General features: G+C 58.0%; 23 protein-coding genes. 10 read left to right on the forward strand and 13 right to left on the reverse strand.

Going from position 1 to position 26,969, the window contains the following annotated elements; translation table 11 throughout:
* The first annotated feature begins 19 nt into the window (after positions 1-19).
* The 6 genes from ACOKCT_RS15730 to ACOKCT_RS15755 all read left to right on the forward strand — a co-directional run bounded on the left by ACOKCT_RS15730 (position 20) and on the right by ACOKCT_RS15755 (position 6,234).
* Positions 20-352 carry a YbaB/EbfC family nucleoid-associated protein gene (locus ACOKCT_RS15730; RefSeq protein WP_014882811.1) on the forward strand — a complete coding sequence of 111 codons (333 nt, stop codon included), beginning with the start codon at positions 20-22 and terminating at the stop codon, positions 350-352.
* Positions 352-957, forward strand: a complete 606-nt coding sequence (gene recR / locus ACOKCT_RS15735; RefSeq protein WP_103178512.1) for a recombination mediator RecR — start codon at positions 352-354, stop codon at positions 955-957. Before ACOKCT_RS15730 ends, recR begins: the two co-directional genes overlap by 1 nt.
* Positions 958-1,068: 111 nt before the next feature.
* Positions 1,069-2,943 carry a molecular chaperone HtpG gene (gene htpG / locus ACOKCT_RS15740; RefSeq protein ID WP_103178513.1) on the forward strand — a complete coding sequence of 625 codons (1,875 nt, stop codon included), beginning with the start codon at positions 1,069-1,071 and terminating at the stop codon, positions 2,941-2,943.
* Between the two features lie 179 nt (positions 2,944-3,122).
* Positions 3,123-3,767, forward strand: a complete 645-nt coding sequence (adk, locus tag ACOKCT_RS15745) for an adenylate kinase (RefSeq protein ID WP_103178514.1) — start codon at positions 3,123-3,125, stop codon at positions 3,765-3,767.
* Positions 3,768-3,904: 137 nt separating this feature from the next.
* On the forward strand, positions 3,905-4,867 hold the full coding sequence (gene hemH / locus ACOKCT_RS15750) for a ferrochelatase (protein WP_103178515.1): 963 nt from the start codon (positions 3,905-3,907) through the stop codon (positions 4,865-4,867).
* Between the two features lie 62 nt (positions 4,868-4,929).
* On the forward strand, positions 4,930-6,234 hold the full coding sequence (locus tag ACOKCT_RS15755) for an inosine/guanosine kinase (protein WP_103178516.1): 1,305 nt from the start codon (positions 4,930-4,932) through the stop codon (positions 6,232-6,234).
* 76 nt (positions 6,235-6,310) lie between these two features.
* Here the strand turns inward: ACOKCT_RS15755 and ybaL are convergent, their stop codons facing one another.
* Together ybaL and ACOKCT_RS15765 are read right to left on the reverse strand one after the other, a co-directional pair.
* Entirely contained in the window at positions 6,311-7,975 is a 1,665-nt protein-coding gene (gene ybaL, locus ACOKCT_RS15760; protein WP_103178517.1) for a YbaL family putative K(+) efflux transporter, read from the reverse strand.
* A gap of 233 nt (positions 7,976-8,208) precedes the next feature.
* Entirely contained in the window at positions 8,209-9,414 is a 1,206-nt protein-coding gene (locus tag ACOKCT_RS15765; protein ID WP_159339724.1) for an MFS transporter, read from the reverse strand.
* Between the two features lie 163 nt (positions 9,415-9,577).
* On the opposite strand from ACOKCT_RS15765, the gene ushA reads away from it, so the two are divergent.
* Complete coding sequence (gene ushA / locus ACOKCT_RS15770) at positions 9,578-11,230, forward strand: bifunctional UDP-sugar hydrolase/5'-nucleotidase UshA (protein ID WP_103178519.1); 1,653 nt, start codon at positions 9,578-9,580, stop codon at positions 11,228-11,230.
* 102 nt (positions 11,231-11,332) lie between these two features.
* Here the strand turns inward: ushA and ybaK are convergent, their stop codons facing one another.
* From ybaK to copA, 3 genes are all read right to left on the reverse strand, one after another.
* The gene (ybaK, locus tag ACOKCT_RS15775) at positions 11,333-11,812 is read right to left on the reverse strand and encodes a Cys-tRNA(Pro)/Cys-tRNA(Cys) deacylase YbaK (RefSeq protein WP_103178520.1); all 480 of its coding nucleotides are present in this window, start codon (positions 11,810-11,812) and stop codon (positions 11,333-11,335) included.
* A gap of 199 nt (positions 11,813-12,011) precedes the next feature.
* Positions 12,012-12,806 carry a TraB/GumN family protein gene (locus tag ACOKCT_RS15780; protein WP_103178521.1) on the reverse strand — a complete coding sequence of 265 codons (795 nt, stop codon included), beginning with the start codon at positions 12,804-12,806 and terminating at the stop codon, positions 12,012-12,014.
* A gap of 75 nt (positions 12,807-12,881) precedes the next feature.
* Positions 12,882-15,380, reverse strand: a complete 2,499-nt coding sequence (gene copA / locus ACOKCT_RS15785; RefSeq protein ID WP_159339725.1) for a copper-exporting P-type ATPase CopA — start codon at positions 15,378-15,380, stop codon at positions 12,882-12,884.
* 106 nt (positions 15,381-15,486) lie between these two features.
* On the opposite strand from copA, the gene cueR reads away from it, so the two are divergent.
* Entirely contained in the window at positions 15,487-15,897 is a 411-nt protein-coding gene (gene cueR / locus ACOKCT_RS15790) for a Cu(I)-responsive transcriptional regulator (RefSeq protein WP_103824084.1), read from the forward strand.
* Here the strand turns inward: cueR and ACOKCT_RS15795 are convergent.
* From ACOKCT_RS15795 to tesA, 8 genes are all read right to left on the reverse strand, one after another.
* Entirely contained in the window at positions 15,894-16,610 is a 717-nt protein-coding gene (locus tag ACOKCT_RS15795; RefSeq protein WP_103178524.1) for a DUF3142 domain-containing protein, read from the reverse strand. The genes cueR and ACOKCT_RS15795 overlap by 4 nt on opposite strands.
* Positions 16,580-18,724 (reverse strand): hypothetical protein, encoded by a 2,145-nt coding sequence (locus ACOKCT_RS15800; RefSeq protein ID WP_420193669.1) that lies wholly within the window; start codon positions 18,722-18,724, stop codon positions 16,580-16,582. The genes ACOKCT_RS15795 and ACOKCT_RS15800 overlap by 31 nt, the downstream gene beginning before the upstream one ends.
* A gap of 16 nt (positions 18,725-18,740) precedes the next feature.
* Entirely contained in the window at positions 18,741-19,199 is a 459-nt protein-coding gene (locus tag ACOKCT_RS15805) for an NfeD family protein (RefSeq protein ID WP_214422573.1), read from the reverse strand.
* Complete coding sequence (locus tag ACOKCT_RS15810) at positions 19,199-20,110, reverse strand: SPFH domain-containing protein (RefSeq protein ID WP_103178526.1); 912 nt, start codon at positions 20,108-20,110, stop codon at positions 19,199-19,201. The genes ACOKCT_RS15805 and ACOKCT_RS15810 overlap by 1 nt, the downstream gene beginning before the upstream one ends.
* Positions 20,111-20,287: 177 nt before the next feature.
* Positions 20,288-21,142 (reverse strand): hypothetical protein, encoded by an 855-nt coding sequence (locus ACOKCT_RS15815; RefSeq protein WP_103178527.1) that lies wholly within the window; start codon positions 21,140-21,142, stop codon positions 20,288-20,290.
* 323 nt (positions 21,143-21,465) lie between these two features.
* Entirely contained in the window at positions 21,466-22,320 is an 855-nt protein-coding gene (locus ACOKCT_RS15820) for a co-chaperone YbbN (protein WP_156654014.1), read from the reverse strand.
* Between the two features lie 57 nt (positions 22,321-22,377).
* The gene (locus tag ACOKCT_RS15825; RefSeq protein WP_103178529.1) at positions 22,378-23,187 is read right to left on the reverse strand and encodes an SDR family oxidoreductase; all 810 of its coding nucleotides are present in this window, start codon (positions 23,185-23,187) and stop codon (positions 22,378-22,380) included.
* Positions 23,177-23,800 (reverse strand): multifunctional acyl-CoA thioesterase I/protease I/lysophospholipase L1, encoded by a 624-nt coding sequence (tesA, locus tag ACOKCT_RS15830; RefSeq protein ID WP_103178530.1) that lies wholly within the window; start codon positions 23,798-23,800, stop codon positions 23,177-23,179. The genes ACOKCT_RS15825 and tesA overlap by 11 nt, the downstream gene beginning before the upstream one ends.
* On the opposite strand from tesA, the gene ybbA reads away from it, so the two are divergent.
* Together ybbA and ybbP are read left to right on the forward strand one after the other, a co-directional pair.
* Positions 23,771-24,457, forward strand: coding sequence for a putative ABC transporter ATP-binding protein YbbA (ybbA, locus tag ACOKCT_RS15835; protein ID WP_159339728.1), 687 nt, complete (start codon positions 23,771-23,773; stop codon positions 24,455-24,457). The two genes, tesA and ybbA, sit on opposite strands and share 30 nt — an antisense overlap.
* Positions 24,454-26,868, forward strand: a complete 2,415-nt coding sequence (gene ybbP / locus ACOKCT_RS15840; RefSeq protein ID WP_103178532.1) for a putative ABC transporter permease subunit YbbP — start codon at positions 24,454-24,456, stop codon at positions 26,866-26,868. The genes ybbA and ybbP overlap by 4 nt, the downstream gene beginning before the upstream one ends.
* The last annotated feature ends 101 nt before the right edge of the window (positions 26,869-26,969 follow it).

The raw sequence follows: 26,969 nt of genomic DNA on the forward strand, positions 1-26,969 counted from the left end.
TGAAAGAAGAGAGAAGCCTATGTTTGGTGGTAAAGGCGGTCTGGGTGGTCTGATGAAGCAGGCCCAGCAGATGCAGGAAAAAATGCAGAAGATGCAGGAAGAGATCGCACAGATGGAAGTCACTGGCGAATCGGGCGCAGGTCTGGTCAAAGTGACCATCAACGGCGCACACAACTGCCGTCGCGTGGAGATCGACCCAAGCCTGCTCGAAGACGACAAAGAGATGCTGGAAGATCTGGTCGCCGCTGCGTTTAACGATGCTGCGCGCCGTATCGACGAAACTCAGAAAGAAAAAATGGCCTCTGTATCCTCCGGAATGCAGCTGCCACCGGGCTTTAAGATGCCATTCTGATGCAAACCAGTCCGCTGCTTACGCAGTTAATGGAAGCGCTACGCTGCCTGCCGGGCGTAGGCCCGAAGTCGGCGCAGCGCATGGCGTTTACCCTGCTGCAACGCGATCGTAGCGGCGGCATGCGTCTGGCGCAGGCCCTGACCCGCGCCATGTCAGAAATTGGCCACTGTGCCGACTGCCGCACCTTTACCGAGCAGGAGGTGTGTAACATCTGCGCCAATCCGCGTCGTCAGGAAAATGGTCAGATCTGCGTGGTGGAGAGTCCTGCGGACATCTATGCCATCGAGCAGACCGGGCAGTTTTCCGGCCGCTATTTTGTGCTGATGGGGCATCTCTCGCCGCTGGACGGCATTGGTCCGGATGATATCGGCCTGGACCGTCTTGAACAGCGCCTGAAATCGGAAACGATCAACGAGGTGATCCTCGCCACCAACCCAACGGTGGAAGGGGAGGCGACAGCCAACTATATCGCCGAGCTGTGTGCGGAGTCGGGCGTTGATGCCAGTCGAATTGCCCACGGCGTGCCGGTGGGCGGCGAGCTGGAAATGGTCGATGGCACCACGCTGTCCCACTCTCTGGCAGGTCGTCACAAGATTAATTTCTGACCAAACGGAGGCTGCAGTCGTGGCCTCCGCTTGAAAAAATTCCCCCCTGGCCCCATCTCTCCCTCAACGCTTTTAAACCCCATTAAATGGCATTGTTGAGGTCGACTTAGTATGAAAGGACAAGAAACCCGTGGTTTCCAGTCAGAGGTAAAACAGCTTCTGCACCTGATGATCCATTCTCTTTATTCCAATAAAGAAATTTTCCTGCGCGAGCTTATCTCTAACGCCTCTGATGCGGCAGACAAGCTGCGTTTTCGTGCGCTCTCGAAGCCAGAGCTGTATGAAGGTGACGGCGAACTGCGCGTGCGCGTCTCATTTGATAAAGAGAACCGCACCCTGACCATCGCCGACAACGGCATCGGTATGACCCGTGATGAAGCCATTGACCATCTCGGCACCATCGCCAAATCCGGCACCAAAGCGTTCCTGCAGTCGATGGGTTCCGATCAGGCCAAAGACAGCCAGCTGATCGGCCAGTTCGGTGTGGGCTTCTATTCCGCCTTCATCGTGGCGGATAAAGTTACCGTGCGCACGCGTGCGGCAGGCGAAAGCGCTGAAAGCGGCGTATTCTGGGAATCCCACGGCGAAGGTGAATACACCGTTGCCGACATCACCAAAGCCGATCGCGGCACCGAGATCACCCTGCACCTGCGCGAAGGGGAGGACGATTTCCTCAACGACTGGCGCGTACGCTCCATCATCAGCAAATATTCTGACCATATCGCCCTGCCGGTAGAGATCGAAAAACAGGAAGAGAAAGATGGCGAAACCGTCATCTCCTGGGAGAAGATCAACAAAGCGCAGGCGCTGTGGACGCGTAACAAGTCTGAAATCAAAGACGACGAATACAACGAATTCTACAAGCACATCGCCCACGACTTTACCGATCCGCTGACCTGGAGCCACAACCGCGTGGAAGGGAAGCAGGAGTACACCAGCCTGCTCTACATCCCGGCGCAGGCACCGTGGGATATGTGGAACCGCGATCACAAGCACGGCCTGAAGCTGTACGTGCAGCGCGTGTTCATCATGGATGAAGCTGAACAGTTCATGCCGAACTACCTGCGCTTTGTGCGCGGCCTGATTGACTCCAACGATCTGCCGCTGAACGTCTCCCGTGAGATCCTGCAGGACAGCACCGTCACCCGTAATCTGCGCACCGCGCTGAGCAAGCGTGCGCTGCAGATGCTGGATAAGCTGGCGAAAGACGACGCCGAAAAATACCAGACTTTCTGGAAACAGTTCGGCCTGGTGCTGAAAGAGGGCCCGGCGGAAGATCCGTCTAACGTTGAAGCCATTGCCAAACTGCTGCGCTTCGCCTCCACACACAACGACTCTTCCGAGCAGAATGTGTCGCTGGAAGAGTACATCTCCCGCATGAAAGAAGGGCAGGAGAAGATCTACTACATCACCGCCGACAGCTATGCCGCGGCGAAGAGCAGCCCGCACCTGGAGCTGCTGCGTAAGAAAGGCATCGAAGTGCTGCTGCTTTCCGATCGCATCGATGAGTGGATGATGAACTACCTGACCGAGTTCAGCGGCAAAGCGTTCCAGTCCGTTGCCAAAGCCGATGAGTCCATCGACAAGCTGGCAGATGAAGTGGACGATACCGCGAAAGAGGCGGAAAAAGCGCTGGAGCCGTTTGTTGAGCGCGTGAAAACCCATCTGGGCGATCGCGTGAAAGAGGTGCGTTTCACCCACCGTCTGACCGATACCCCTGCCATCGTCACCACTGATGCTGACGAGATGAGCACCCAGATGGCGAAGCTGTTCGCCGCTGCGGGTCAGGCAGTGCCGGAGGTGAAATACATCTTTGAACTGAACCCGGACCACGCGCTGGTGAAACGTGCAGCCGAGACCCAGGATGAAGCCCGCTTCGCCGAGTGGGTTGAACTGCTGCTGGATCAGTCCCTGCTGGCTGAACGCGGCACGCTGGAAGATCCAAACCAGTTCATCAAACGCGTGAATGCGTTGCTGCTGGCGTAAATCACTTCCCTCTCTTCGCTGAAGAGAGGATAAGGGTGCAGGTTATCTGCCTGCACCCACTAATAAATTCCCCTCATTAACCGTTTCAGCCTGCCCGCCTTTCTTGAGCGATACCCGTTCTGGTGGTATTGTTTAGCGCTTTTTGAAAAATTGAATCGACTTTTGAGGGGATTTTCGCAATGCGTATTATTCTGCTTGGCGCTCCGGGCGCGGGTAAAGGAACTCAGGCTCAGTTCATCATGGAGAAATACGGTATTCCGCAAATCTCTACGGGTGACATGCTGCGTGCCGCTGTTAAATCTGGCTCCGAGCTGGGTAAACAGGCGAAAGACATTATGGACGCCGGCAAACTGGTGACCGACGAGCTGGTTATCGCTCTGGTTAAAGAACGCATTTCTCAGGAAGATTGCCGTAACGGTTTCCTGCTGGACGGCTTCCCACGTACCATTCCGCAGGCGGATGCCATGAAAGACGCGGGCATCAACGTAGACTACGTGCTGGAGTTCGACGTACCGGACGAACTGATCGTTGACCGTATCATCGGTCGTCGCGTACACGCCGCTTCCGGCCGCGTTTACCACGTTAAGTTCAATCCGCCGCAGGTGGAAGGCAAAGACGACGTGACCGGCGAAGAGCTGACCACTCGTAAAGACGATCAGGAAGAGACCGTGCGTAAGCGCCTGGTGGAATACCATCAGATGACCGCGCCGCTGATCGGCTACTACTCTAAAGAAGCGCAGGCGGGTAACACCAAATACGCAAAAGTCGACGGTACTAAGCCTGTCGCTGACGTTCGTGCAGAGCTGGAAAAGATCCTCGGCTAATCGCACCACCACTTAACGTGGTTCTCACCCGGGTTCCCGGGTGAGAAAAATTCTCATTTTACCTTTTGCTGCAATTGGTTCCGTTTACGTACTTTTCAGATACACTTATCAGCCTGTTAAAAGGTTATGAGGCGTGAATGAGTCAGGCGAAAACCGGCATCCTGCTTGCCAATCTGGGAACCCCCGAAGCACCTACTCCAGCGGCGGTAAAACGCTACCTGCGACAATTTTTAAGCGATACGCGCGTTGTGGATACCCCACGCCTGCTGTGGTGGCCTTTGCTGCGCGGCGTGATTCTGCCGATCCGTTCGCCGCGCGTGGCAAAGCTCTATCAGTCCGTCTGGATGGAAGAGGGCTCACCGCTGATGGTCTACAGCCGTCGTCAGGAGAAGGCGCTGGCCGCCCGTCTGCCGGATATGCCGGTGGCGCTGGGCATGAGCTACGGCAAACCTTCCTTGAAAAGCGCCGTCGATGAACTGCTGGCGCAGGGCGTTGAGCACATTGTGGTGCTGACGCTCTATCCGCAGTATTCCTGCTCCACTGTGGCAGCCGTCTGGGATGAGCTGGCGCGCATTCTGGCAACCCGTCGTCGCATACCCGGCGTGACCTTTATTCGCGACTACGCGGATAACGAGCTCTATATCAACGCCCTTGCCAGCAGCGCCCGCGCGTCGTTTGAGAAACACGGCGAGCCGGATCTGCTGCTGCTCTCCTATCACGGCATCCCGCAGCGATTCGCCAACGAAGGGGACGACTATCCGCAGCGCTGCCGCGATACCACCCGTGAGCTGGTATCCGCCCTCGGCCTGCCGCCCGAGAAGGTGATGATGACCTTCCAGTCGCGCTTTGGCCGCGAGCCGTGGCTGACCCCTTATACCGATGAGACCCTCAAAATGCTGGGTGAGAAGGGGGTGAAGCATATCCAGGTGATGTCGCCGGGCTTTGCGTCAGACTGTCTGGAAACCCTGGAAGAGATCGCGGTGCAAAACCGGGAGTTCTTCCTCGAAGCGGGCGGGACGAAGTACGAGTATATTCCGGCCCTTAACGACAATCCTGAGCACATCGAGATGATGGCATCACTGGTGACCCGCAGCCGCTGATCGCACTCTGCGCCGGGTTTGTGCTACCATTCCCGGCCCATCCGTCACTCATAGCTCAGAACATGAAATTTCCCGGTAAACGTAAATCCAAACACTACTTTCCCGTTAACGCCCGCGATCCGCTGCTGCAGCAAATTCAGCCGGAAAATGAGTCCAGTGCCGCCTGGGTGGTGGGTATCGACCAGACGCTGGTGGATATTGAAGCAAAAGTGGACGATGCGTTTGTCGAACGTTACGGCCTGAGCGCCGGGCACTCTCTGGTGATTGAAGACGATGTAGCGGAAGCGCTCTATCAGGAGCTGGTGCGGGATAACCTGATCACCCATCAGTTTGCCGGGGGGACCATCGGCAACACCATGCACAACTACTCCGTGCTGGCGGACGACCGCTCCGTGCTGCTGGGCGTGATGTGCAGCAATGTCGAAATCGGCAGTTACGCCTACCGTTATCTCTGCAACACCTCCAGCCGGACCGATCTGAACTACCTCCAGGGCGTGGACGGGGCGATTGGCCGCTGTTTTACGCTGATCGGTGAATCCGGCGAGCGGACCTTCGCCATCAGCCCTGGCCATATGAACCAGCTGCGCGCCGACAGCATTCCTGAAGAGGTGATCGCCGGGGCATCGGCACTGGTGCTGACCTCCTATCTGGTGCGCTGCAAGCCCGGTGAGCCGATGCCGGAAGCGACCATGAAGGCCGTGGAATACGCGAAGAAATACAACGTGCCGGTGGTCCTTACCCTGGGCACCAAATTTGTCATCGCCGATAACCCGGAGTGGTGGCAGGCGTTCCTGAAGGAGCACGTCTCGATTCTGGCGATGAACGAAGAAGAGGCCGAAGCCCTGACCGGGGAGAGCGATCCGCTGCTGGCATCCGATAAAGCGCTGGACTGGGTCGATCTGGTGCTCTGCACCGCCGGGCCGGTAGGATTGTATATGGCTGGCTTCACCGAAGAAGAGGCAAAACGCAAGACCCAGCATCCGCTGTTGCCGGGGGCGATTGCCGAGTTCAACCAGTTTGAATTCAGCCGCGCCATGCGCCATAAGGACTGCGTAAATCCGCTGCGTATCTTCTCGCATATCGCCCCGTACATGGGTGGCCCGGAGAAGATCATGAACACCAACGGCGCAGGCGACGGCGCGCTGGCGGCGCTGCTGCACGATATCACTGCCAACGCGTTCCACCGTACCAACGTGCCGAACTCCAGCAAACACAAGTTTAACTGGCTGACCTATTCGTCGCTGGCGCAGGTATGTAAGTACGCAAACCGCGTGAGTTATCAGGTGTTGAACCAGCACTCACCGCGCTTAACGCGCGGCCTGCCGGAGCGGGAAGACAGTCTGGAAGAGTCCTACTGGGACAGATAAGTCCATTCCCCGGCAGCGCTGCGCTTGCCGGGGCGACGTCCAGGCCTGCTAAGCGAAGCGCCAGCAGGCTTTTTTTTTACCCCATCACCGGCGCCTTATCCAGCAGCGCCAGCATCGTATTGGCAATTTCACGCTCACCCATCACCACCTGATTCGCGCCACGCTCGGTGATGTAATCCACCTCGTCGTCGTAATGGGCGCGGGCAATAATTTCAATATCCGGACACTTTTCGCGCGCCGAGGCGACAATCTCACCCGCTTCATAGCCGTTGGGAATGGTCAGCAGCAGCCAGCGCGCGCAGTCCAGATGCGCCAGATTCATGATCTCTTCGTTCGCCGCATTCCCCAGCACCGCCCGGATCCCGCGTGCGCGCAACTCATCCACGCGGGTACGGGAGTTTTCAATCACCACCAGCGGAATGCCCTGGGCCATCAGCTTCTCACCCAGCAGGCTGCCGACGCGGCCAAAACCCACCAGCAGGGCGTGGTTACAGATATCCACCGGGATCTGCTTCTCATCCTCAATGGCCTCTTCCAGCGTCTGATCGTCCAGGATTTCGGTTTTATCGAGGTATTTTTCCAGCAGCGCGAACAGTATCGGGTTCAGCATAATTGAGAGGATCGCCCCCGCCAGCACCAGGTTTTGCCCGGCCTGCGGCAGCAGATCCAGCGCCATGCCCAGCCCGGCGAGAATAAAGGCAAATTCACCAATCTGGGCGAGACTGGCGGCAATAGTCAGCGCGGTACGCGGCGAGTGGCCGAACATGCGCACCAGGAAGAAAGCGGCGAGTGACTTACCGAAGATAATGATGGCCAGCGTGCCGAGCACCGCCAGCGGCTGTTCAATGAGGATCATCGGATTGAACAGCATCCCTACCGAGACGAAGAACAGCACTGCAAAGGCGTCGCGCAGGGGCAGGGTATCGTGGGCGGCACGGTGGCTCAGCTCCGATTCGTTCAGCACCATACCGGCAAAGAAAGCCCCCAGCGCGAAGGAGACGTCGAACAGCTCCACGGCCCCGAACGCAATACCCAACGCCAGCGCCAGCACCGAGAGGGTGAACAGTTCACGCGAGCCGGTCGCTGCGCTACGGGCGAGGATCCACGGCACCAGGCGGCGGCCCACCAGCATCATAATGGCAATAAACGCCACTACCTTACCGATGGTAATACTCATATCGAGCGCCAGCGAGGCTAAACCGACATTCTCTTTTTCCAGCATGCCGGCGATGGCAGGCAGCAGCACCAGGGTTAAGACCATCACCAGATCTTCAACAATCAGCCAGCCGATGGCGATCTGCCCCCGCTGGCTGTCAATCAGCTGTCTCTCTTCAAGCGCGCGCAGCAGTACCACGGTACTGGCGGTAGAAAGACAGAGCCCAAACACGATGCCGGTCATCAGCGGCCAGCCCAGCACCGCGGAAAGCGCCATACCCAACAACGTCGCCACGGCTATCTGGGCGATCGCGCCGGGAATGGCGATGGACTTTACCGCCATCAAATCCTTCAGGGAGAAATGCAAACCCACACCGAACATCAGCAGGATCACGCCAAGCTCTGCCAGCTCCGGGGCGAGTTTCGTATCAGCAACAAAACCTGGGGTAAAAGGTCCGGCTAACACGCCCGCCAATAAATAGCCCACCAGAGGGGAAATACGCAGTTTGTTGGCAATCATGCCGAGAATAAAAGCGAGTACAAGTCCACCAACAATGGTGGTGATAAGCGGTGTGGCGTGGTGCATTCCGTCTCCTTTCGTTGCTGTATGACGCCATTTTTGGTCGGGAAACCAAAAAGCTGTGTAATAGTTTATGACAAAATTAATGATTACGTTTATGAATAATCATTGAATTTTGGTAAAAACAGCAATAAAGGAGAAACGGAAGCCTGGGCGGGGAATTTTCAGAAGGAAAGTAAAGAAAGGCTGATGGTATAAGGAGAGGGCGCGGCCAAACCGGAAGATTGACCGCCAATAAATCAGGCGTTATGCCGGTTATCAGGCAGGAATATAGTCAACATCCCGAGAAGCGGCAGGAAAGCGCAGATTTTGTAGACCAGGAAGATGCTGGTATGGTCTGCAATCAAGCCTAATACCGCTGCACCAAGGCCACCCATGCCAAAAGCAAAACCAAAAAACAGCCCGGAAACCATGCCGATACGCCCCGGAAGCAGCTCCTGGGCATAGACCAGAATGGCAGAAAACGCAGAGGCGAGGATAAAACCAATGATCACGGTTAAAATACCCGTCCACCACAGGGTTGCGTAGGGCAAAATAAGCGTGAAGGGCGCAACGCCAAGGATAGAGCCCCAAATCACATATTTACGCCCGATTTTGTCACCCAATGGCCCACCAATAACGGTTCCGGCGGCAACGGCAAACAGGAAGGCGAAGAGATGAAACTGGGCGTTTTGTACCGATAATCCGAATTTTTCCATCAGGTAAAAGGTGTAATAGCTGCTGATGCTCGCCATATAGAAATATTTGGAGAAAATCAGCATCAGCAGAATGCTGACCGCCAGAATAACCTTGTTACGGGGAAGGGGATTGATAACCGGCGCTTTTGGTTTGCCCTTATTAACCCGGTGCTGGGCGGCGTACCAGCGGCTGATTTGCGCCAGCACCACAATCGCCAGCAGCGCAGCCAGCACAAACCAGGCCACGTTTCCTTTTCCATAGGGGGCAATAATTACCGCCGCCAACAGCGGGCCGAGGGAGCTGCCGAAGTTACCGCCCACCTGGAACAGCGACTGCGCCAGCCCGTGACGGCCACCGGAGGCCATACGTGCCACGCGGGACGACTCCGGGTGAAATACCGACGAGCCGGTGCCCACCAGCGCGGCGGCCACCAGTACCCCTTCAAAGCTCCCGGCCATCGCCAGCAGGATCAGGCCGCTCAGGGTAAAGCACATACCAATGGGCAGCGACCACGGCATCGGGTATTTGTCCGTCCAGTAGCCCACCACCGGTTGTAGCAGCGACGACGCCAGCTGGAAGGTGAGGGTGATCATGCCGATCTGCACGAAGGTAAGAGAGAACTCGGACTGCAATAAGGGGTAGATCGCCAGAATAAGCGACTGGATCATATCGTTCAGCAGATGCGAAAGACTGATTGCGCCAAGAATACCAAATGAGGTGCGAGCCTTAGCAGCCGACACCGGTGGAGTAGATTCACTGATTGCCATAAATACCACGTCGATTGTTATAGGAAGTGCAGGATGTAATTATTATCCGCCTAACATACCTGTCCCCGACATTTGAGGAAAGTCGCAATTCTGAAAACATATTTGTCTATTCTGATTACTCATTGTAATTTTTGCGTTTGTCTATGCATCAGGGAGTGAAGAAATGAAGTTAATGAAGCGAGGCGTCGCGCTGGCAATCATTGCGGCGTGTGGGCTGATCAGCCTGCCGGCCCAGGCCTGGGAAAAAGATAAAACCTATAACATCACCATCCTGCATACCAACGATCACCACGGCCACTTCTGGCGCAGCGAATATGGCGAATATGGCCTTTCGGCACAGAAAACGCTGGTGGATGGGATCCGTAAAGAGGTGGCGGCAAAAGGCGGCAGCGTGCTGCTCCTCTCCGGCGGCGACATTAATACCGGCGTGCCGGAATCAGATTTACAGGACGCGGAACCCGATTTTCGCGGCATGAATTTGATTGGCTACGATGCGATGGCCGTGGGCAACCATGAGTTTGATAATCCCATCGAAGTATTACGCCAGCAGGAGAAGTGGGCCAAATTTCCGTTCCTCTCCGCCAATATTTATCAGAAAAGCACCGGCGAACGCTTATTTAAACCCTGGGCCATTTTCAAACGCCAGGATATTAAAATTGCGGTGGTGGGGCTGACCACCGACGACACGGCGAAAATTGGCAACCCGGAATATTTCACCGATATCGAATTCCGTAAGCCGGCTGACGAAGCGAAGCTGGTGATCCAGGAGTTGCAGCAGAACGAAAAGCCGGACGTGATTATCGCCACTACCCATATGGGTCATTACGATAATGGCGAGCACGGCTCGAACGCGCCAGGGGATGTCGAGATGGCGCGTAGCCTGCCGGCGGGCTCCCTGGCGATGATCGTGGGGGGGCACTCCCAGGATCCGGTCTGCATGGCCTCGGAAAATAAAAAGCAGGTGGACTATGTGCCAGGCACGCCGTGCGCGCCCGATAAGCAGAACGGGATCTGGATTGTGCAGGCGCACGAGTGGGGCAAATATGTGGGCCGGGCCGATTTCGAATTCCGTAACGGCGAGATGAAGCTGGTTCACTACCAGCTCATCCCGGTCAACCTGAAGAAGAAGGTGACCTACGATAATGGCCAGAGCGAGCGCGTTCTCTATACGCCAGAAATTGCGGAAAACCCACAGATGCTCTCCCTGCTGACGCCGTTCCAGAATAAAGGTAAAGCGCAGCTGGATGTGAAGATCGGTACGCTCAATGGCAGACTGGAAGGCGATCGCAGCAAGGTGCGCTTCGTGCAGACCAATATGGGCCATCTGATCCTGGCCGCCCAGATGGCGCGCACCAATGCCGATTTTGCGGTGATGAGCGGCGGCGGCATCCGCGACTCCATTGAGGGCGGCGATATCACCTATAAAGATGTCCTCAAGGTGCAGCCGTTCGGCAACGTGCTGGTCTATGTCGATATGAGCGGTAAAGAGGTTACCGACTATCTCACCGCGGTGGCGCAGATGAAACCGGACTCCGGTGCCTATCCGCAGTTTGCCAACGTGAGCTTTGTGGCGAAAGGTGGGGTGCTCAACGACCTGAAGATCAAGGGTGAACCGGTTGATCCGGCGAAAACCTACCGTATGGCGACCCTGAGCTTCAACGCCACCGGCGGCGATGGTTATCCGCATATCGACGACAAACCAGGCTATGTGAATACCGGCTTTATTGATGCCGAGGTGCTGAAGCAATACATCCAGCAGAACTCACCGCTGGATGTAAATGCCTATGAACCGCAGGGTGAAGTGAGCTGGCAGTAAGCGCCGTCAGTGCCGGGTGGCGGCTTCGCCTTACCCGGCCTACGGTTTTAACGGTTTTTGGGTTTTGTAGGCCGGGTAAGCGCAGCGCCACCCGGCGTTTTTTTAATCCCGACGCGCGATATCCGCAAACTGCGCATCCAGCATTTTCGCCAGATCGCTCGCCGCCAGCTCAATATCCATCCCGCGCTTGCCGCCGGAAATATAGATCGTCTCAAACGCCTGTGAAGGTGCATCAATCAGCGTCGGCAGGCGCTTCTTCTGCCCCAGCGGGCTAATTCCCCCCACCAGATACCCCGTGGTGCGTTGCGCCACCATCGGGTCGGCCATATCCACCTTTTTGGCGCCCAGCGCTTTGGCCACTTTCTTCAGATCCAGCTGACTGGCAACCGGCGTCACCGCCACGGCGAGGTGTTTCATATCGCCATTCACCGCGACCAGCAACGTTTTATAGACCTGATCCGCATTCAGACCCAGTTTACGCACCACTTCATCACCAAAATTGGTTTCAGCCGGATCGTGGTCATAGCTGTGGATCCGAAACGGAATCTTGTTTTTTTCGAGTAATTTAACGGCGGGAGTCATAGCAATCCTTCTTGGCCCGGACAATAAACGCCTTAAGAATACGCCTCAAAAGCGGCTAAAAAATAGCACCATCTTGCGCAATAGTGTTGGCAGTGATGGTCACTTTGAGCGACAATCTGCTGAACCGGAGGTCTCCTCCGGCATAATAACAATGATGAAATTCCTCTTTGACGGGCCAATAGAAATATTGGCCACTTTTTTATCTCAGCAGCGACGGCAAATTCCCCTCGCCGTACAGATGCAACGCCCCCACCGCCACCACATACCGCCCAGCCGGCAACGCGTGCAGCTTTTCGCACCACGCCTGATTACGCTCATGCATCAGCACATCATACAGCGACTCGCTGAAGGTCGCCGGAAGCGCCAGCTTGTCGACGACAGGGGGGGAATCCAGCCACCAGCTCACCATGGTTTGCAGCAGGCGGGCATTGGTGTGCCAGTGAGTCAGGGTATCTTCCAGCAGCAGCAAACCGTCGTCTGGCATCTGGCGCAGCAGGGCGATCTGGCTGGCCGCCCCTTCCAGCTCAATGACCGGTAGGTTCTGCGTGCGCGCGGCATTCAGCAATTGGTAATCGATGCCGTAATCTCCCCGCAGCCCTAACCGCTGCGCCTGGGTAGCCTGCAACACCATAGCGATCTGCCACAGCGGCTGGCTCTCAAGCTGATTAAGCGATAATCCAAGCTCCCCGGCGACCCGTTGCAGTTCCGTAAGCTGGGTCGGGCTGATACGCTCCGCCAGCGGAGGCGGGATCGCAAGTCCTGCGAAGGGCGACTCATCCCCGGAGATATCCGCTTCGACGATCAGCGCGTCGGCATGATGCAAGCGGGTAACCAGGCCATCGGGCAGGGGAGACATATCCCGCGTACCCATATGGATACTGCCGACCAGATGCAGATGCTGTCCGCCGGGAAGGGTGATATCAAGACCAGGCCAGCGATAGCGGCGGGGGAAGAGGGCGCGAAACGATGCTTTCAGACGTTGAAACAGACCCATACGCGCTCCCTGATGAAAAATTCATGCTAGCGCGTGGGGAGGAGTGGCGCAAGACGTCCTTGTCCTGCGACCACCTCAGGCTTTAGGTTTAAAGCGCAACAGGCGGTTGGCGTTGCTGACCACGGTAATAGAGGAGAGGGCCATGGCGGCACCCGCCACTACCGGGTTCAGCAGCGTGCCGGTCAGCGGCCATAAGATCCCGGCGGCGACAGGAATACCGAAGGCGTTGTAGATAAAGGCCCCCAGCAAATTCTGCTTCATGTTGCGCAGCGTCGCTTTCGAGATGGCGAGCGCGTCGGCCACGCCGGTCAGACTGTGGCGCATCAGGGTTATCGCCGCCGTTTCGATAGCGACATCGCTGCCGCCGCCCATGGCAATTCCGACATCGGCCTGTGCCAGCGCCGGGGCATCGTTGATGCCGTCGCCAACCATCGCCACCCGGCGCCCCTGCTTCTGCAGTTTGATAATCGCCTCCGCCTTGCCATCCGGCAGGACGCCCGCAATCACCTCATCAATGCCAGCTTCCCTGGCGATAGCCTGTGCGGTAGTGGCGTTATCGCCGGTCAACATCACCAGACGATAACCCTCCCGGTGCAGGCGTTGCAGTGCGGTCACGCTGTCTGCGCGCAGCGGATCGCGGATGGCAAACAGCGCCGCGGCCCGCCCGTCAATCGCCAGCAACACCGGCGTTGCGCCCCTGGTGGCCCAGGTGTGCAGATGTTCATCCAGCGCGCTGGTATCAATGCCATTTTCCGCAAGCAGCGCCTGATTACCGAGCAGCAGGGTGCGGTTGTCCACCTCGCCGCTGACGCCAAGGCCACGCAGGGTGCGGAAGTTATCTACCTGGGCGAGCGCGCGCTCCGCTTTATCCAGAATCGCCCGCGCCAGCGGGTGGCTGGAGCCCTGCTCAAGTGCGCCTGCCAGATTGAGGGCGGCAGCTTCGTCGATCCCACCCAGGGTATGGACGGCAACCACCTGCGGTTTACCTTCGGTCAGGGTGCCGGTTTTATCAAAGACCAGCGTATCCAGAGTGCTGGCGCGTTGCAGGGCGTCGGCGTCGCGCACCAGCACGCCCGACTCCGCGGCACGTCCGACGCCGGAGATAATCGACATCGGCGTCGCCAGCCCCAGGGCGCAAGGGCAGGCGATAATCAGCACCGTGGTGGCGATCACCAGGGTGTAAACAATCTGCGGCGCGGGGCCAAAAAAGTACCAGATAGCGGCGCTGAACAGGGCGATACCCACCACCACCGGCACGAAAATGGCAGAGATTTTATCCGCCAGCTTGCCGATCTCCGGTTTGCTGCTCTGGGCCTGGCGCACCATCCGAATAATGCGCGACAGCGTGGTGTGACTGCCGACGGCGCTGGCGCGGAACAGCACGCTGCCATCCTGCACGACAGTACCGGCATGAACGCTCTCCCCGTCGCTTTTCTGCTGCGGTACCGGCTCGCCGGTGAGCATCGCCTCGTCAAACCAGGCTTCGCCCTGGGTGATCTCCCCGTCCACCGGGACGCGATCCCCGGTGGTCAGGCGCAGGATCATGCCTGCTTCAACCTCTGCCAGCGGCACGCTTTGTTCGCCGCTCTCCGTTACCACCCGGGCGGTGGGCGGTGTTAAATCGAGTAATCTTTCCAGCGCTTTCGACGAACGCTGCCGGGCCCGCGCCTCCAGCATATGGCCTAAGTTGATCAGGCCGATGATCATGGCGCTGGCTTCATAGTAGAGATGGCGCGCTTCCATCGGGAACCACTGTGGCCAGAGGTTTACGCTCATCGAGTAGAGCCACGCCGCGCCGGTACCCAGCGCCACCAGCGTGTCCATGGTGGCGGTGCGGTTTTTCAGGCTCTTCCAGGCGCTGGTATAAAAGTGGCCGCCGGCGACGATCATCACGCCGAGGGTGAGCACGCCGATCGCCAGCCACAGCGTGCGGTTATCGTCGGTGACCATCATGTTGTCGCCGAGCATACCCCAGCCCATCACCGGGATACCTACCAGCAGGGCGACAATCGCCTGCCAGCGAAAACGTTTCATGGTGGCGATGGCCGTCTCCTGCTGGCGCGCCCGCCGTTCGATGTCATCCTCAATCGCTTCGGCGCCGTAGCCCGCTTTCTCAACGGCCTGCACTAAATCAGCGGCGGAAGCACTGCCCATCACCAGCGCAGTGCGTTCCGCCAGATTGACCCGTGCCTGTGCCACACCCGGAACCGCCTGCAGGGCATCCTGCACCCGGGTGACGCAGCTGGCGCAGCTCATGCCGTTGATCAACAGCTGTTGGCTGTCATCACTGTCGTGAGCTGCCGGAAGCTCAGAGGGGTCCGCTGTCAGTGCTTCCGACGGAGTTGTTGACGCTGTCAGCGGATCAGCCTTTGGGTGGCTTAACGCCGCACCGTACCCGGCCTGTTTGATGGTGTCGATCAGGGCATCGGCGCTGGCGCTGCCGGTAACGACCGCGTGCTCGATGGTCACCTCTGCATGCTCAACGTCCGGGCGTTGCTCCAGACTCTCTTTAACGCGTTTGACACAGTGGCCGCAGGAGAGGCCGTCCAGTGTCAGATCGATGGTTTGAGACATAATTAGCTCCTTATAAATCTCCAGCCAGATATTGACCGGAGAGACACTTTCATCTAACTGTTATCAAGGTTAAACCTTCCATCAAGGGGAAGGTCAAGGGGGAAACGTGAATATCAGTGATGTTGCCAAAAAAACTGGCTTAACCAGCAAAGCGATTCGTTTTTACGAAGAGAAAGGGCTGGTGACACCGCCGCTGCGCAGTGAGAACGGCTACCGGAGCTATACGCAAAAGCACCTTGATGAACTCACGCTGCTGCGCCAGGCGCGTCAGGTAGGGTTCAATCTGGATGAGTGCGGGGATCTGGTGACGCTGTTTAACGATCCTGCCCGCCACAGCGCCGATGTAAAAAGCCGGACGCTGGATAAGGTGGCTGAAATTGAGCGGCATATTGTAGAGCTACAGGCGATGCGCGATCGGCTGCTGGCCCTGGCCGAGAGCTGCCCGGGGGATGAGAGCGCCGACTGCCCGATCATCGATAATCTCTCCGGCTGCTGTCACCGTAAGGTGAAGGCTTAACGCCGGGCCGGGTTGAGCATAAACACCACCGTCCCGCGATACCAGGGAGATTTTTGCAGTTGCGCTTCGGCCTGCACATCCCGCTGGCCGTTTTGTACCAGCCCGAGCTTGAAGGGAATGCGCAGCCGGGCAAGCGCGGGTAGATAGGCCTGATAATTGTCTACCGTGTGGCGGCCCTGATAGCTCTGGATCACCAGCTCATCCACTGCCAGGCTATTCAGCGTGGCGACATCGCCGGTTTTCGCCCAGTCCAGTAGCCCGGTCACCCCCAGCGCAAACTCCGGCGGCAGCTGCTGGCGAAGTGTACGCAAAAAGCGCGCGTAGTCTGCCAGCTGGTGGGTAGCGGCATCAAAATCGATCTGTAACCCCACGACCTGATTCCCTGCGGCCTGCCAGCGCTGCATCAGGCGGACAATTCTCGGCACGATGGTCGGCGGCACCTCCAGGGTGGTAAAGCGCACGGTCAGCCAGATGGAGGGAAAGGCCAGGCGACTGACCGGCAGGCCGAGGCGCTGAAACACCACCTCATCGGGCTGGGCCAGCACTTCGCCCTGATGGAGATAGACCGTTTGCGCCTCTTTCAGTGCGTCGCTGGCCTTCACCCCTGACCAGAGCCAGAAGGCCGGATGCTCGTGGGCGGTAACGATTTCTGCCGCCTGCGCCTCTCCGGCCAGCAGCGCGGCTACCAGTAGTATTTGAGTTTTTGCGCCCACGGACTGCCCGGATACTGCGTTTTTAACTGCGAGAACCAGCCTTTGCGCTGGGCTTTGTCCACATCGGTTCCGCCACATTCGTTATAGCCGGACGGGGCGTAGCACATGATGGCCCGATAGAGCGCATAGCTCTTATCTTCATGTTCTGCCTTTGGTGAGGTGATGACCTGCTGGTAGTAAGCCTGTCTGTCGAACTGCCCGTAGGGTTCTTTGCGGTGGATGGCCGCCTCCAGCAGACCGTTGCCCGCACTCTCTTTCCACAGATCGACATGGGTATTGGTTGTGCGGAAAAACTCGCCCAGACAGTTCAGGGCATGGGCATCTGCGGCGTTCTGGCTGAGCACCTGCACCGTTTGGTCCAGGCTTCGACAGACGTAACCGGCTTCGGCGGCATCGCCGTTCCAGTCAAATACGCTCAGGTTAACATCGTCAAACGCTTTGCCAATGACTGGCGAGGTTATCGCGCTGGCGAGCTTTCTGTCATTTAACCAGTCGCTAAAGCGGTTCTCCGTTAAATCGCGCACCAGCAGGGTATGCAGCGCAATGGTCCGCTCTTCATTGTTGGGTCCCTGACTGGCCTGCTGACGTAACCGCTCAGGCGAGGCTACCGCTTTCAGCACCCGGGAGCGATAACGCAGGCTGGTGATGGCGCTATCCGCGGCAAAGATCGCCTCTGGATTACCGCTATAGACCAGGGTGGCCGCTAGTCTGGACTGCACGTACTGCTGCTGTTCAGCATCCTGGCTGAGTTTCAGCAGCTTAAGCCAGAAATCACGCGCCTCAGGCCACTGCTTTTGCGCCATCAGCGCGTCGCCGTACAGTACCTGCTCGCTGAAGGCGACAATGTCGTGCGCCGGGAGTCTTTCTGCCGGTTTAACGGCCTGAAGGATGGCGGCAGGGTTATTCGTCGCCTGCCACAGGTTCAACTGTAAATTGCGCCACAGCGCCAGCTTGCCGCTCTGTTCAAACGCCGGTTTGCTGCTGTTGAGATCGTCCTGCGTCAGGGTCGGTTTCTCGTCGCTGTTCAGGCGAAGGGCGCGCAGCAGTTCGATATAGCTGACCTGCGGCGCGTCGGGGAAGGCTTCCCGCACGGCACGACCGTAGAACTGCATGCCGTAGACATTATCGTATTCGGTCACCAGGCCGCGCAGCGCCTCAGCATTCTCAGCCTGCTGGAACCGCTGCTCGTATAGCCCTGCCAGCTGCGGCCACGCCTGCAGATACCAGTTGATGCGGCGCAGCATACCGCGCGCCGAATCGGCGTAACGCCCCTCCGGCCAGCGCTGGAGGTAAGCCTGGGCCGCTTTCTGCGCCTGTTCAGCGGCCGGACGGTCGATGCGGTCGATATCAAAATCGCCATACTCTCCGGTGCTGTTCTGGCTGCTTTTGTTCAGCGCCGTGCGCATCAGCATATAGCCCGCGGTCTCTGCCAGCCACGGACGATCGCTGTCGACAAGCGAGGTAAACGCCCGTTCCGCCTCCTCGTAATCTCCGGCATAAAAACGGGCCGCCCCGGTCAGATAAGTTTGATACAGCAGGGCAGAAGAGTGGGCAGGAAGGGTCGTCAGGGAGGCGGAGATCTGCTCATCGGTTGCGCCGGAGTAAAGCCCCAGACGCGCCTGCCCCAGGACATGGCGCTGTTCCGCCGTCAGCGCGTCGTCGGCCAGCAGCGCGGCAAAAAACTGGCTGAGGCTGTCGGCACTGTTCGAGACGAAGCGGTTTTCCTGCTCGCTGTCCTGCCGGGTGTCGACGGCCCCGAGCTGCAATGCGGCCAGCTGCTGATTGAGAAGGCTCTCTTCAGCGGGTTTGTCCGCGGCTGGGGTGACAGGATCTTCCGGGTCATCCCACTCCGGGTGGTAAGCAAAATAGAAATCCCGGGAGCGGGTGATATCCACAGGCATCGACTGCACGGGCAGGGCAAAGGATTTGGCTTCGCTCAGCAGGCGCAGCAGGTTATCGCGGGAGTCGTTACCGGGCGTCAGCACCGGGTCGCCTTTCAGCAGACAGTGCTCATCGCTCCAGTTGCAGTCTTCCATATCAAATGAGGCAAATGCCGGAGCGGCGCTCGCCAGTAAGGCGCTAACGCTGAGTGCCAGCGTTGTCTTCCTGACCATCATGCTATTCCTGTTCTTATCGGGAAAGGGCCCGGACGCGAAGGGTAATACCCTCTACGGCCACCACCTCAACTTTGGTGCCGACGCTTAAATCCTCGTCGGCAATAACCGGCCACGAACTGTCGCCGACACGCATATGACCGCGCCCGTTAACCAGGGCGGTGTCCAGGGTAAACTGCATCCCCACCAGCTGTTTTCCTCGCTGGTTGAGCCGGGCATCGGCGGGCTTCTGGGCGCGCACCTGCCTTGAGAGCCAGCGCCACCAGAGCCAGGCGGCAATCAGGGTCAGCAGGGCAAACAGCACCCCCTGCCATGCCCAGTCGAACGGTAAGATCCACACCAGCAGCCCGGTGATAACGGCCGCCACGCCGCTCCACAGCAGATAGCCGTTGCCGCCGAGCATCTCTGCCGCCAGCAGCAGGCCGCCGAGGCTAAGCCAGAAAACGTGCGGATGTGCAGCAATCATCTCGATCATCATTTGCGCTCGTTGCCGCTGTTTTTAATCAGTTCCGCGATCCCGCCGATCGAACCCATCAGGCTGCTGGCATCCAGCGGCATCATCACCACCTTGCTGTTATCCGCCGAGCCTATAGCCTGCAGCGCCTCGGTGTACTTCTGCGCCACAAAGTAGTTAACCGCCTGGATATCCCCGGCTGCGATAGCTTCCGAAACCATTTTCGTGGCGCGGGCTTCAGCTTCCGCCGAACGTTCACGGGCTTCAGCCTGTAAGAAGGCCGACTGGCGTTCGCCTTCAGCTTTCAGGATCTGCGACTGTTTTTCCCCTTCAGCCTTCAGGATCTCCGCCTGACGTACCCCCTCGGCCTCCAGAATGTAGGCGCGCTTGGTTCGCTCGGCCTTCATCTGGGCGTTCATGGAGGTGATCAACTCTGCTGGCGGGCGCACGTCGCGGATCTCAATACGCGTAACTTTAATACCCCAGGGGTTGGTGGCTTCATCGACGATGTGCAGCAGGCGGGTATTGATGCTGTCGCGCTGGGAGAGCATTTCGTCCAGCTCCATTGAACCCAGCACGGTTCGAATATTCGTCATCGTGAGGTTTATGATGGCTAACTCAAGGTTGCTGACCTCGTAAGCCGCTTTCGGCGCGTCAATCACCTGAATAAAGCAGACCGCATCGATGGTGACATTGGCGTTATCCCGGGAGATAACCTCCTGAGACGGAATATCGAGGACCTGCTCCATCATATTGATTTTGCGGCCAATGCGGTCCATAAACGGCACGACCAGGCTTAAGCCCGGCTGCAGCGTCGTGGTATATCGACCAAAACGTTCCACCGTCCACTGGTAGCCCTGCGGAACGATTTTGACGCCGGCGGCGACGATCACCAGCGCCACGAAGATTAAAATAGGGATGACGATGAACATGTAAAACCTCCTGTTTTGTATTCCATGTTGCGATTAAAACTGTTCGTTTGTTGCGCATAAGTATACCGGCAAACAGGGGTAAATTCCCGCCAAATCAACGAGCCGGGCTGGATTCAGACAGAAAAAAGCCCCGCTAAAAATAGCAGGGCAACGCGTGTTTTCCGTTATCAGAGAAGATCAGGCGCTGGAGGTAGTGTAAGAGAAGTCAGCGATATACTGTTCGCCCGCGTCAACGATCGCCCGCGACAGTCCCGCATAATATTTTTCCAGGCCCATCGCTTCTATCTGCTGCAGCTGCTCGCGCACCGGGGCACAGAACAGACCGGCGTTACCCGCTTCGACGCGCTTATTATTCGGTGGCAGATCGCCGGTGATCGCTTTAAACCAGGTGCGGATACCCTGTTTAAGGTTATTTGGCGCTTTCGACAGATCGTCGATCCCCGTCAGCACCTGCAGGGTCGGGAAGCGATCTTCCGCCACGGCGCTTTTCAGGCGGTCAAAGAACTGGCTGAACAGTTCAAAGGAGCCCAGTTCGATAATTTTCGGTTTTGTGGTTTTACCGTTTTTATTGCCGATTTTGCTTGCCGCAGGCGTGCTGGACGGCACGATACCTGTCTTATGCAAGTCTAAACCAAACAGCAGATTGCAGTGGGCACGGCGCTCTTTCAGCGGGTAAGACATCAGCACATCGATAAACGTCGTCGCCATCACATCCGACAGCTTATGGTTGATCAGCCACTGCGAGCGAGAGAAATCGGCCGGGGAGACAAACCAGTGCGGAACCTCGTTGTAACGCTTCGACTTACCTTTGCCATCAAATTCAATGAAATGCGTGCCGTTGTCGAAAGCAAATTTGCAGTTTTTAAAGCTGACGATGGTGGTGTTGACGATCAGCGCTTTTTTGACGAAATCAACGACTTCCGGTCCAATAACGAAGCTGGTCTCTGCCGATGAGTGGATGACTTGCATTAATGTTTCTACATCAGGAACACCCGGCTTGAGAGAGGTGAACTCATAAAAGATATGTGCCATGCCGCATACTTCCTATAGTTATTAGCGTGCCCTTTTCATAACGAAAAAGTTTAACATCATCCTGATAAAGCTGGCTAATGGCAGCGTGTGTGGGCGTTTTGCCACGATCACAAATGGAAGATAAACGTTACTCCAGACGGGCTATTCGTTCAGAAACGTGGACATAGGGAAGGCTATATTTTACATCGTTAAAGTCTGGTTAACATTTTCTCAAAATTAAACATCAGGAAGACTAAACAAACGCTATCGGCAGAGATAAAAAAGCCGCCATAACGGCGGCTGACAGAGTGTTCGTGGCGGCACTGACCGGCCAGCTGGCAGAATCAGTACAGCAGAGCGTAAAGTTTACGGCGATAGGTCGAAGCCAGTGAATCACCCGTCCCGAGGGCGGCCAGAATTTCCTGGAACATTTTGCGCGCCTGGCCGTCTGCCGCAGCCAGATCCTTTTTAAGATGGCTGAACAGCAGTTCCAGCGCCTCTTCGTTACGACCTACCTGATGCAGCTGCAGCGCCAGCTGGCTCGCCAGTACCGCGTCGTCAGGGTTGTCGGCAACCTGCTGTTGCAGCTGCTGGATTTCCGGCGTATCCGCCGCCTGCTTCAGCAGTTCAATTTGCGCCACCAGCCCCTGATAGCGGGTATCCTGATCCTGCAATGGGATCGTTTTGAGCACCACTTCGGCCTCTTCAGAACGCTTTAAGATAATTTGCGTTTCCGCCAGCAGCAGGCCGATTTCACTATTCTGACCGGAGAGCTGCCACGCCTCTTTCAACAGCGGCAGGGCTTCGTCATGTTTGCCTTCGGCCATCAACGCTGCCGCCTGCTGCGCTTTCAGCTCCTCTTCGCGCGGCAGCACTTTATCCAGCAGGGCGCGGATCGCCTCTTCCGGCTGCGGGCCCTGGAAGCCATCCACCGGCTGACCGTTCTGGAACAGATAAACCGTAGGAATGGCGCGCAGGCCAAACTGGGAGGCAATCATCTGCTCGGCGTCGCAGTCCAGCTTCGCCAGGATAAACTGACCGTTGTACTGGGCTGCCAGCTTCTCGAGCACCGGCGTCAGCTCCAGACAGTGCTGACTACGTTCAGACCAGAAGTAGAACAGCACCGGTTTGGTCATCGACTGTTCAAGGGTCTGGTGCAGGTTGGCTTCGGTAATGTTGACAATATTCTGTACGGACATGCGGCTATCCCAATTATGAGTTTCTGTTTACATGGGGGCGTGGCGCGAGGCTTCAACTCAACCCTGTAAAAATTTGTCCATCATCCGGCCAGGCAGCAGGCGCTTCAGCAGGCCGACGGCATGGGTCACCAGCGTGACCGGATAACGCAGCTTGGGGTTTTTGCTCTCAAAAGCATGGCGCACTTTGGCGACCACCGCCTCCGGCCCCAGGGTAAAACGGGCGGCGATACCGGGGTTTTCCACCGGCTTGTCGGCCTGGGTTTGATTGACATTGTCGGTAAAGCGGGTGCGGATAGGGCCCGGTTCAATCAGGCTCACCTTAATGCCGCTGTGGCGAAGCTCCATGCGCAGGGCATCAGACCAGGCTTCCAGCGCATATTTGCTGGCGGCGTAAGCCCCGCGGCCCGGAGTAGAGATAAGCCCCATCACCGAGGAGGTCATCACAATCCGGCCTTCGCCGTGTGGCAGCATGGCCGGCAGCAGGCGCATGGTCAGCTGATGAACGCCAAAAAAGTTGGCGGAGAATTGCGCTTCAAGCTGCTGGCGGGTAACGCTCTGTAGCGGGCCGTAAACGCCGAAACCGGCATTATTAAACAGCCCGTACAGACGATTGCCGGTCAGGGCGATCACCTCATCGGCGGCGCGCTCAATGCTGTCGGTACAATCCAGATCCAGCTGTACGCCGGTTAAACCCATGCCGTTCATCCGTTCAACGTCTTCCGGTTTACGGCAGGCGGCCAGCACCCAGAACCCCTGACGCTTCAGCTCAAGGGCGCTTTCCAGGCCAATGCCACTGGAACATCCTGTAATTAAGACCGATTTTTGCATAACTTTACCTGTCAGGATCTCCGTTGAATTACGAGTCATGTTTAACTAATGGAGCCAACCGGGTTGCCATCCAGTCGGCGATAAACGGTTGGGCGTCCCGATTGGGGTGAATACCGTCGTCCTGCATCCACTGCGGTTTCAGGTAAACCTCTTCCATAAAAAAGGGCAGCAGCGGAATATCGAACTCTTTAGCAAGCTTCGGATATATCGCGCTAAAGGCTTCATTATACCGACGACCATAGTTGGCAGGCAGTCGAATTTGCATCAGCAACGGCTGGGCGTTCGCGGCGCGGATATCCTGCAGAATTTTGCGCAGGGTTTGCTCGGTCTGCTGTGGCTGGAAACCGCGCAGGCCGTCATTGCCGCCAAGCTCCACCAGCACCCAGCGCGGCTGGTGCTGTTTCAGCAGGGCCGGCAGACGGGAGAGACCTTGCTGGGAGGTGTCCCCGCTAATGCTGCCGTTAACAACCGACGTTTTGCTCTGCCATTTATCATTCAGCAGCGCAGGCCAGGCGGCACTGGCCGCCATCCGGTAGCCAGCGCTCAGACTGTCACCCAGAATTAATAGCGTGTCCGCAGCCGCGGCGCGAAATGAGAACAGCATCAAAAACAGGAAGGGCAAATGCCAGCGGAAAACATTGTTGAAGTTCATCATCTTAAGAAGTCCGTGGGTCAGGGTGAGCACGAGCTTTCCATCCTCACCGGAGTTGAACTCATTGTCAAACGCGGGCAGAGCATCGCCCTGATTGGAGAATCGGGCTCCGGCAAATCCACGCTGCTGGCGATCCTCGCCGGTCTGGATGACGGCAGCAGCGGTGAGGTCAACCTGGTCGGGCAACCCTTGCATAAGCTCGATGAAGAGGCGCGCGCCGCCCTGCGGGCAAAGCACATTGGCTTTGTGTTCCAGTCATTTATGTTGATTCCAACCCTTAACGCGCTGGAGAACGTCGAGCTGCCGGGGCTGCTGCGCGGTGAGAACACCACCCAGAGCCGGGAGAGCGCCAGCGCGCTGCTGCAACAGCTGGGGCTGGGGAAACGCCTCGATCACCTTCCGGCGCAGCTCTCCGGCGGCGAGCAGCAGCGCGTAGCGCTGGCCAGGGCGTTTAACGGTCGCCCGGATGTGCTGTTTGCCGACGAACCCACCGGTAACCTCGATCGCCAGACCGGAGACAAAATTGCCGATCTGCTCTTTTCGCTGAACCGTGAACACGGCACGACGCTGATCCTCGTCACCCACGATCCGCAGCTGGCCGCCCGCTGCGATCGCCGCCTGCGCCTGGTCAATGGCGAACTGCAGGAGGATGCATGATTGCCCGCTGGTTCTGGCGCGAATGGCGCTCCCCTTCGCTGCTGATTGTCTGGCTGGCGCTAAGCCTGGCGGTGGCCTGCGTACTGGCGCTCGGCAGCGTCAGCGATCGGATGGAAAAGGGACTCAGCCAGCAAAGCCGTGAGTTTATGGCCGGCGACCGGACGCTGCGCAGCTCCCGCGAAGTGCCGCAGGCGTGGATTGAGGAGGCGAGAAAGCAGGGGCTGAAGGTCAGCGAGCAGATCGGTTTCCAGACCATGACCTTTGCCGCCGGGACGCCGCAGCTGGCGAGCGTGAAGGCGGTCGATGATATCTATCCGCTCTACGGCGAGCTTCAGACCAACCCGCCGGGGCTGAAGCCTGCGCCGGGCACGGTGCTGCTGGCGTCGCGTCTGATGGCGCTGCTGAATTTAAAAACCGGCGACAGCATTGATGTCGGCGATGCCACCCTGAAAATCGCCGGGGAGGTGGTGCAGGAGCCGGACGCCGGATTCAATCCGTTTCAGATGGCGCCGCGTCTGCTGATGAACACCGCAGATGTCGCCAAAACCGCGGCGGTACAGCCCGGCAGCCGCGTCACCTGGCGCTTTAAGTTTGGCGGCACGCCCGCGCAACTGGAACGTTACGAAAAATGGCTCCTGCCGCAGCTGAAGCCGGAGCACCGCTGGTCCGGGATGGAGCAGGAGGAGGGCGCACTCGGCAAATCGCTGGAGCGTTCCCAGCAATTCCTGCTGCTCTCGGCGCTGCTCACGCTGCTGCTGGCGGTGGCGGCGGTGGCAGTCGCCATGGGCCACTACTGCCGCAGCCGCTACGATCTGGTGGCGATCCTCAAAACGTTGGGGGCGGGCAGGGCGCAGCTGCGCAAACTGATTATCGGTCAGTGGCTGATGGTGCTGACGCTCTCGGCTGTCACCGGCGGGATGATGGGGCTACTGTTTGAAAAAGTGCTGATGGTACTCCTCAAGCCGGTGCTGCCCGTCGCGCTGCCCCCTGCCAGCCTCTGGCCGTGGCTCTGGGCGATCGGGGCGATGACCGTCATTTCGCTGCTGGTGGGGCTGCGTCCTTACCGCCTGCTGCTCGCGACACAGCCCCTGCGCGTTCTGCGTCGCGACGTGGTGGCCAGCGTCTGGCCGCTGAAATATTACATTCCGGCTATCGTGGCGGTGGTGGTGATGCTCCTCGCCTGGCTGATGGGCGGGAGCATGCTGCTGTGGGCCGTGCTGGCTGGCGCCGTCGTGCTGGCGTTGCTCTGCGGTGTGCTGGGCTGGATGCTGCTCAGTGTGCTGAAAGGGCTCACGGTAAAATCGCTGCCGGTGCGTCTGGCGGTGAATCGCCTGCTGCGCCAGCCGTGGTCGACCCTCAGCCAGCTGTCGGCATTTTCGCTCTCGTTCATGCTGCTGGCATTGTTGCTGGTGCTGCGCGGCGATCTGCTGGATCGCTGGCAACAGCAGCTTCCACCAGAAAGCCCGAACTACTTTTTGATCAACATTGCCCCGGAGCAGGTAACGCCCCTGAAAGCGTTTCTCGCTGAACACCAGATTATCCCGGAGTCTTACTACCCCATTGTGCGGGCGCGCCTGACCCAGATTAACGGGCAGTCCACCGAGGGCAATAAAGATGAATCCCTCAACCGGGAGCTGAACCTCACCTGGCAGGATAAGCGCCCGGATCATAATCCGATCACCGCCGGCAGCTGGCCGCCGAAAGCGGGGGAGGTATCGATGGAGGAGGGGCTGGCGAAACGCCTCAACGTCGCGCTGGGCGATACGGTGACCTTTACCGGCGATACCCAGGATTTCAGCGCGAAAGTGACCAGCCTGCGCAAGGTCGACTGGGAGAGTCTGCGGCCTAACTTCTTCTTTATCTTCCCCCCCGGGGCGCTGGACGGGCAGCCCCAGAGCTGGCTGACCAGCTTCCGCTGGGAGAATGGCAACGGCATGCTCACCCAGCTTAACCGCGAGTTCCCCACCATCAGCCTGCTGGATATCGGCGCGATCCTCAAACAGGTCGGGCAGGTGCTGGAGCAGGTGAGCCGGGCGCTGGAGGTGATGGTGGTGCTGGTGACCATCTGCGGCGTGCTGCTGCTGCTGGCCCAGGTGCAGGTCGGGATGCGCCAGCGTCATCAGGAGCTGGTGGTCTACCGTACTCTGGGGGCAGGTAAAAAGCTGCTGCGCACCACGCTGTGGAGCGAGTTCGCCCTGCTGGGGCTGGTGGCTGGCCTGGTGGCGGCCATTGGTGCCGAAACTGCGCTGGCGGTGCTGCAAACCCGGGTATTTGACTTCCCGTGGGAGCCAGACTGGCGGCTGTGGGCGATCCTGCCCCTGAGCGGTGCGGTGCTGCTTTCGCTGTGCGGCGGCTGGCTGGGGGCGCGTTTACTGAAAGGCAAAGCCCTGTTCCGCCAGTTCTCCGGTTAATTCCTTTCCTGAACTATCACGTGCCAGTTTTTATACTGGCACGTGATGACTAAGTAGCATAAAAAGATAAATCATTGAATTTTAGCGGCACAAAACATTAA

Source organism: Leclercia sp. M-A074-M, assembly GCF_965195605.1.
In the GTDB taxonomy this organism is placed as follows: Bacteria; Pseudomonadota; Gammaproteobacteria; order Enterobacterales; family Enterobacteriaceae; genus Enterobacter.